Origin of the sequence: Faecousia intestinalis (assembly GCF_040096185.1) — a bacterium.
Taxonomy (GTDB): domain Bacteria; phylum Bacillota; class Clostridia; order Oscillospirales; family Oscillospiraceae; genus JAZOXB01.
The window spans coordinates 1-6,186 of record NZ_JBBMFF010000088.1 but is presented as its reverse complement, the minus strand read 5'-3'; the positions used below and the strand labels follow the sequence as shown (position 1 = coordinate 6,186).

Here is a 6,186-nt window from a genome sequence, read left to right as displayed (position 1 = left end):
CGAACACAGAAGTTAAGCTCATTTGCGCCGACAATACTTTGCGGGTGACTGCACGGGAAGATAGGTAACGCCAACATAAGAACCTGCCAATCGGCAGGTTCTTTTCATATTCTACCCGTTTATATCAAACTGGATCGGAAGCGCTGCGGCGCAGAAGGAGGAAGCATGGAATATCGTACCTTACCCCATGGTGGCGAGCGGATCGGCGTCATCGGCATGGGCTCGTCCGTCATCGGCGCGCGGCCGGAAAGCGAGATCATCGGGACTGTCCGCGCTGCGGTCGAGCTGGGCGTGAATTGTTTTGACATGGCAGGCGGCCATGCAGCGATCTTCGGCGCCTATGGCAAGGCCCTGCAGGATCTGCGAGACCGCGTCTACCTGCAGGTTCACTTCGGCGCGGACTATACAAGCGGCGAATACGGCTGGACGACCGACCTTGAGGGCGTGAAGCGCTCCGTCGACTGGCAGCTTCGGAATCTGAAGACGGACTACATCGATTTCGGCTTTATCCACTGCATCGATGAGGCCAGCGACCTGGTTACTTACGAGAAAAACGGCGTGCTGGACTATCTGCTCGAGATGAAGCGCAGCGGTGTCGTGCATCATCTGGGCCTTTCCTCGCACACTCCGGCGCTGGTCGAGGAAATGCTGGACCGGAAGTTCATTGATGTCGTCATGTTCAGTGTGAATCCCATCTACGATTATGGCAAAGGTGACTATGGCATCGGCGGCAGCGAGGAACGCAATGCGATGTACGCTCACTGCCAGCGTGACGGCGTCGGTATCACGGTCATGAAGCCGTTCTGCGGCGGGCAGCTGCTCGATGCCGCCCGGTCTCCGTTCGGCAAGGCGCTGACGAAGGCGCAGTGCATCCAGTATGCGCTCGATAAGCCGGGCGTACTGACAGTCCTGCCCGGCTACGGCAGCGAGCAGGAATTGCGCGAGGTGCTGGACTTCTTTGATACCTCCGCCGAGGAGCGTGACTATTCCTGCATCAGCGCGTTCACGCCGGAGGATTCCAAGGGCAAGTGCGTCTACTGCAAGCACTGCCAGCCCTGCCCGGTCGGGCTGGATATCGGCCTTATCAATAAGTATTACGATCTGGCGCGCCTCGGCGACGGCCTCGCGAAGGAGCACTATCTGACGCTTGAGCACCGCGCAGAGGACTGCGTCGGCTGCGGGCACTGCGACAGCCGCTGCCCCTTCCACGTTGCGCAGAGCGCACGCATGCAGGAAATTCAGGCCTATTTCGGCGCATAAGGAGGATATTTTGATGAAAGAGCTTCATGTTCTGATGCTCAACGGCAGCCCGCGCGCGAACGGCAACACGTCCATCGCTCTGCGGGAAATGGAGAAAATTTTTACGGAGAGCGGCGTTGCGGTCGAGACCGTGCAGGTCGGCAATCAGGCCGTGCGCGGCTGCGTGGCCTGCAACGGCTGCGCCAAGCTCGGCAAATGCGTGTTTGACGACGTGGTGAATGAGCTGGCCCCGAAATTCGAGCAGGCGGACGGCCTCGTCGTGGCAAGCCCCGTTTACTATGCGTCGGCCAATGCGACGCTTGTCGCCTGCCTTGACCGGCTGTTTTACAGCACTTCGTTTGATAAGACGATGAAGGTCGGCGCCAGCGTGGCCTGCGCCCGCCGAGGCGGCTGCTCCGCGACGTTCGATGAGCTGAATAAATATTTCACGATCTCCGGCATGCCGGTGGCTTCCAGCCAGTACTGGAACAGCATCCACGGCCGCGCGGCAGGGGAGGCGGAGCAGGACGGCGAGGGCCTGCAGACCATGCGCGTTCTGGCCCGCAACATGACCTTCCTGATGCGCTGCATCGCGCTCGGCCGCGAGCAGTTCGGCCTTCCGGAGAAGGAAGCCCGCATCGCGACGCATTTCATCCGATAAATCCGGAATATCACGGGGCGGTTTCGTTCGGAAACTGCCCCGTTTTTTGCAGGAAGGGCTTGACAGATCGGGCGGAATATGGTAACCTGCGCATAGAATGCAAATCCAGATTGAAATTTGATACAGAAAGGCGGAACCTCCATGAACCCGAAGGAAAAAATCCTCCGCACGGAGTTTGTCTCGGCGGGCGCTGCTCTGCTTTGCTGTCTGCTGCTCTGTATCGCCTGTTTCCTGCTCGCGGGCTTGCCATCCGCCAGCCTGATCCTGCTTGCAGCCGCTCTGCCGCTTTCCCTCGTGATCCTGCCCTGTGCGCTGACTTGGTACAGCGGCCGCTTCTGCTGGGCTGCTCCGATCTTCCTGACGTTGGGCTTTATCCTGATCCCCAGCTATTTTCTCCGCGGCTATTTTCTGGAGATCGGTTTGGCCGGTCTGGCGTCCGGCATGTTTGCGGCTGCCGTGCAGGGGTTCCATCTTGCGGCACGGCGGGAGATGCCATGCACGGCGTGGGCGGCCTATGGCGGTCTAACCGTCCTGTACCTGTTTGTCAGTTTGCTCGATCTGCTGCATGACGGGCTGTTCACAGGCAGCCCGATGGCGGGCATCTGGATCGCAGCGACGGTGTGCTGCCTCGGCATCACGCTGCTCGTGTTCCGCGCCGGACGACGTGTGACGTTCTACCCGGCGGCATGGATGGTCGTGCTGTTTGCGCTGCAGTTCGGCATGACCTACTGGACGCTGCCGTTCGACCTCGGCCGGGACGCGCTGCATTTTGCGGTCGTACTCGTTCCGCAGCTGCTCCTGACGCTTGTTCTGCTGCTGCGCAGGCCGCGTGCGGTGCTGGCATCCGAATGAGATTTCCCTTGTAATTTCCCGAATTCTCTATTATAATAGAACCAAATTTTGAGCTGCGCTGCGGCGCGGCATCGGAAGTGGAGTTGAGAAGATGCGCCATATTTCCTGCTGAACGTTGGGCTGACAAGACAAAGCGGCGAAGCGGCCGCTTGGCTTTGCTATGCCCTGATGCAGGAATATGCGGGTCCCTCAACTGCGCGTGACCGGTCTGCCCTCTGGCGACGGATGCACAATGGCTGCGGGATGCTTTCCTGCGGCCATTTTTACGTCATGGAGGGCACACAATGTCACTGATCCACGTCAAAAATCTGACGTTTACCTATGATGGAAGCTACGAGCCTGTTTTTGAGAATGCCAGCTTCCAGATCGACACCGGTTGGAGACTCGGCCTTATCGGACGCAACGGGCGCGGAAAAACAACGCTGCTTCGCCTGCTGTGCGGGACATATCCCTATCAGGGAACGATCTCCGCGAGCACGCCGGTTTCCTATTTCCCTTATTTGATCCGTCGTCCGGAGGCACCGGCCATCGACGCCGTCTCGGAAATGGAGCCGGATTATGAGCTCTGGCGGCTGCAGTGCGAGATGGAAAAGCTGCGGCTCGACGAGTCGATCCTGCTCCGGTCCTATGCCACGCTCAGCGGAGGCGAGCAGACAAAGCTGCAGCTTGCGGTCCTGTTTTCGTCGGAGCAGCACTATTTGCTGATCGACGAGCCGACAAACCATCTTGATCTGCCGGGGCGCGAGCTAGTAAGCCGTTATCTCAGCCGGAAGCGCGGATTTCTTCTCGTTTCTCACGACCGGGCATTTCTGGACGGATGCGTCGACCACATCCTCTCGATCAACCGGGCGGATATTCAGGTCTGCAGGGGGAATTTTTCCACATGGATGGAGAACCGGGAGCGGCAGGACGCCTTTGAGCAGCGGAAAAACGAGAAGCTCCTGCGGGAGATCGCCCGCCTGCAGGATACGGCGCGCGAAAAAACCCAGTGGGCGGGAAGGGCGGAAGCCCGGAAGATCGGCAGCGCGCCTGCGGACCGGCCGGATAATTACCGCTCCTATCAGGGAGCAAAGGCGGAGCGCACGATGGCGCGCGCCAAGGCCATCGAGAAGCGGCGCGAAGCCGCGCTGGAGGAGAAAAAGCTGCTCCTGAAAAACCTGGAGCGGCGGGAGGAACTGAAGCTCGTCCAGCTTCCGTTTTATACAGAGCGGCTCGCAGAGCTGCGGAACATCCGCATCGCATATGGGGCGCGGACTGTCTGCGATTCGTTCGGCCTTTCGGTGCGGGCAGGGGAGCGGATCGCCCTGCAGGGGCCGAACGGCTGCGGCAAAAGCAGTATCCTTCATTTGCTGTGCGGCATGGACGTCCCGCATGGAGGCGAGGTCCGGCGTGGCAGCGGCCTGCGCATTTCCTTTGTCGGGCAGAACACGTCGGGGCTCTGCGGCAGCGCGGCAGAGCTGATCCGCGAAAAAGAGATCGATGAAAGCCGCTTCTATTCCATCCTGAACAAACTGGATGTGCCGAAGGCCCAGCTGGAGCGCGACCTGCGGCTGCTCAGCGAGGGACAGCGGAAAAAGGTGCTGCTGGCGGCTTCGCTCTGCGAGCGGGCACACCTGCATGTCTGGGATGAGCCGCTCAACTATATCGATGTGATCTCGCGTATCCAGATCGAGGAGCTCCTGCTCCGGTTCCGGCCGACCATCGTGTTTGTGGAGCATGATAAAGCGTTCTGCGAACACGTCGCAACGCGGATCGTATCGATGCAGAAGGCATAAATGCAATTTTTCGCAAAAAAGACACCCTGCAGATCACTCTGCAGGGTGTTTGTTCTGCTGTAAGATCAGTCTGCGACGTAGGGCAGCAGGGCGATCTGACGGGCGCGCTTGATGGCGACGGTCAGCTGACGCTGATGCTCGGCGCAGGTGCCGGTCGTGCGGCGGGGCAGGATCTTGCCGCGCTCGGACGTGTAGCGGCGAAGCTTGGCAGCATCCTTGAAGTCGATGCTCGTAACCTTGTCCACGCAGAAGTTACAAACCTTTCTGCGCTTACGGGGCCGAGTTCTATCATTGGCCATGATGAAATCCTCCTTCTTGCAATCTCAGGGAAAAAGCTCAATCAAAACGGGAGCTGGCTGTCGTCGTCCTCGATCATCGAGAAGTCGGAAGCCGGCGCGGGGGCAGCGGGTGCGGCGTAGCCGTGGGAGCTGCCCGCAGCAGGCGCAGCCGGTGCGCTGTAGCCATAGGACGGCGCGGGGGAATACCCACTGTTGTCGCCTGCGGCATCGCGCTTGGAGTCGCCGAAGTAGACATTGTCTGCCACGACCTCTGCGCTGCGGCGCTTGTTGCCCTCTTTATCGGTCCAGTTGCGGATCTGGAGCCGACCGGAGACCACCGCCATGCGGCCCTTGGTGAAATACTTGCTGACGAATTCCGCCGTATTGCGCCATGCCACGATGTCGATGAAGTCCGTTTCCTTCTCGCCGTTGTTCGCGCTGCTGCCGAAATCACGGTCAACCGCGAGGGAGAAGGATGCGACCGCGATGCCGGAACCGGTACGGCGCAGCTCGGGGTCACGGGTGAGACGGCCCATGAGAACGATATGGTTCAGCATGAGGAGTCCCCCTTACGCTTCGACAGCGACGATGATGGAGCGCAGGATACCGTCGGTGATCTTGAACACACGGTCCAGCTCAGCGGGGAGCTCGGGCTTGCATTCGCAGTTCATCAGGACATAGTAGCCTTCGGGCAGGTCGTTGATCGGGTAGGCCAGCCGGCGCTTGCCCCACTCCTCGATGCTCGTGAGAGTACCTTCTGCCTCAACCATCGCCTTGAACTTTTCCACGAGAGCGGCAATACCCTCTTCGCCCTGAGCGGGGTCGATGATATAGACGATCTCATACTTACCGGAAATCTTAGCCATTGTTGTTTGCACCTCCTTTTGGACTTGTGGCCGCCGCGCTGCGGCGGCAAGGATCGCCTGAAATTCACAGGCCTATCTATTTTACCGTTCCGTGCGGCAAAAGTCAAGCATTTTCCAAACTTTTTTGTGGAGAAATTCCGCGTGTTCCGGGGAGAGCACCGGAAAACAGGATCACAGTCCCAGAATCGTGACTACGAGTCCGGCAATGCCCAGCAGGATCATGATCGCGCCGCCGATGCGTGTGCCGATCAGAAAAGACCGGGTCGGTTCGCCGTTTGCTTCATTCCGCCGAGAATTCATGATCTCAAAAATATCCTCCGGGAAGAACAGCATGAAAAAACCGATCAGCGGGAAAAAGAATCAGCTTGTCAAAAAAGTCCCTCTAGGGCTTTTTCGCCAAGCTGCTTCTGGAATTGCAAAATAAAATTTTGTAACATTATTTTGCAATTCTGCCGCTGCGGCGGGTGATCAAACGCGAAAGGACACCCTGACGGTTTCCTTTCACACTTTTCTTC

General features: G+C 58.9%; 8 protein-coding genes. 4 read left to right on the top strand and 4 right to left on the bottom strand.

Translation table 11 applies throughout. The features are described from left to right. The first annotated feature begins 165 nt into the window (after nucleotides 1-165). The 4 genes from WMO66_RS01590 (at nucleotide 166) to abc-f (ending at nucleotide 4,527) form a co-directional block, all read left to right on the top strand. Nucleotides 166-1,260 carry an aldo/keto reductase gene (locus tag WMO66_RS01590; protein ID WP_349134661.1) on the top strand — a complete coding sequence of 365 codons (1,095 nt, stop codon included), beginning with the start codon at nucleotides 166-168 and terminating at the stop codon, nucleotides 1,258-1,260. Nucleotides 1,261-1,273: 13 nt separating this feature from the next. Then, nucleotides 1,274-1,900: a flavodoxin family protein gene (locus WMO66_RS01585; RefSeq protein ID WP_349134660.1), complete on the top strand. Its 627-nt coding sequence runs from the start codon at nucleotides 1,274-1,276 to the stop codon at nucleotides 1,898-1,900. A 141-nt stretch (nucleotides 1,901-2,041) separates the two neighbouring features. Beyond that, nucleotides 2,042-2,752: a hypothetical protein gene (locus WMO66_RS01580; RefSeq protein WP_349134659.1), complete on the top strand. Its 711-nt coding sequence runs from the start codon at nucleotides 2,042-2,044 to the stop codon at nucleotides 2,750-2,752. 284 nt (nucleotides 2,753-3,036) lie between these two features. Then, complete coding sequence (abc-f, locus tag WMO66_RS01575; protein ID WP_349134658.1) at nucleotides 3,037-4,527, top strand: ribosomal protection-like ABC-F family protein; 1,491 nt, start codon at nucleotides 3,037-3,039, stop codon at nucleotides 4,525-4,527. A gap of 65 nt (nucleotides 4,528-4,592) precedes the next feature. Here abc-f and rpsR read toward each other — a convergent pair whose 3' ends face one another. The 4 genes from rpsR to WMO66_RS01555 all read right to left on the bottom strand — a co-directional run bounded on the left by rpsR (nucleotide 4,593) and on the right by WMO66_RS01555 (nucleotide 6,016). Continuing rightward, a complete protein-coding gene (rpsR, locus tag WMO66_RS01570; RefSeq protein ID WP_349134657.1) occupies nucleotides 4,593-4,826 on the bottom strand; it encodes a 30S ribosomal protein S18 in 234 nt (77 codons plus the stop codon). Nucleotides 4,827-4,867: 41 nt separating this feature from the next. Further along, nucleotides 4,868-5,362 carry a single-stranded DNA-binding protein gene (locus WMO66_RS01565; RefSeq protein ID WP_349134656.1) on the bottom strand — a complete coding sequence of 165 codons (495 nt, stop codon included), beginning with the start codon at nucleotides 5,360-5,362 and terminating at the stop codon, nucleotides 4,868-4,870. Nucleotides 5,363-5,374: 12 nt separating this feature from the next. Next, nucleotides 5,375-5,671: a 30S ribosomal protein S6 gene (rpsF, locus tag WMO66_RS01560; protein ID WP_349134655.1), complete on the bottom strand. Its 297-nt coding sequence runs from the start codon at nucleotides 5,669-5,671 to the stop codon at nucleotides 5,375-5,377. 171 nt (nucleotides 5,672-5,842) lie between these two features. After that, nucleotides 5,843-6,016 (bottom strand): DUF6199 family natural product biosynthesis protein, encoded by a 174-nt coding sequence (locus WMO66_RS01555; protein ID WP_349134662.1) that lies wholly within the window; start codon nucleotides 6,014-6,016, stop codon nucleotides 5,843-5,845. Nucleotides 6,017-6,186: the final 170 nt, after the last annotated feature.

Bases quoted from the DNA above. Each gene is read 5' to 3' on its own strand.
- WMO66_RS01585 (WP_349134660.1), top strand. From the start codon at position 1,274: ATGAAAGAGCTTCATGTTCTGATGCTCAACGGCAGCCCGCGCGCGAAC.
- abc-f (WP_349134658.1), top strand. From the start codon at position 3,037: ATGTCACTGATCCACGTCAAAAATCTGACGTTTACCTATGATGGAAGC.
- rpsR (WP_349134657.1), bottom strand. From the start codon at position 4,826: ATGGCCAATGATAGAACTCGGCCCCGTAAGCGCAGAAAGGTTTGTAAC.
- WMO66_RS01590 (WP_349134661.1), top strand. From the start codon at position 166: ATGGAATATCGTACCTTACCCCATGGTGGCGAGCGGATCGGCGTCATC.
- WMO66_RS01565 (WP_349134656.1), bottom strand. From the start codon at position 5,362: ATGCTGAACCATATCGTTCTCATGGGCCGTCTCACCCGTGACCCCGAG.
- rpsF (WP_349134655.1), bottom strand. From the start codon at position 5,671: ATGGCTAAGATTTCCGGTAAGTATGAGATCGTCTATATCATCGACCCC.
- WMO66_RS01580 (WP_349134659.1), top strand. From the start codon at position 2,042: ATGAACCCGAAGGAAAAAATCCTCCGCACGGAGTTTGTCTCGGCGGGC.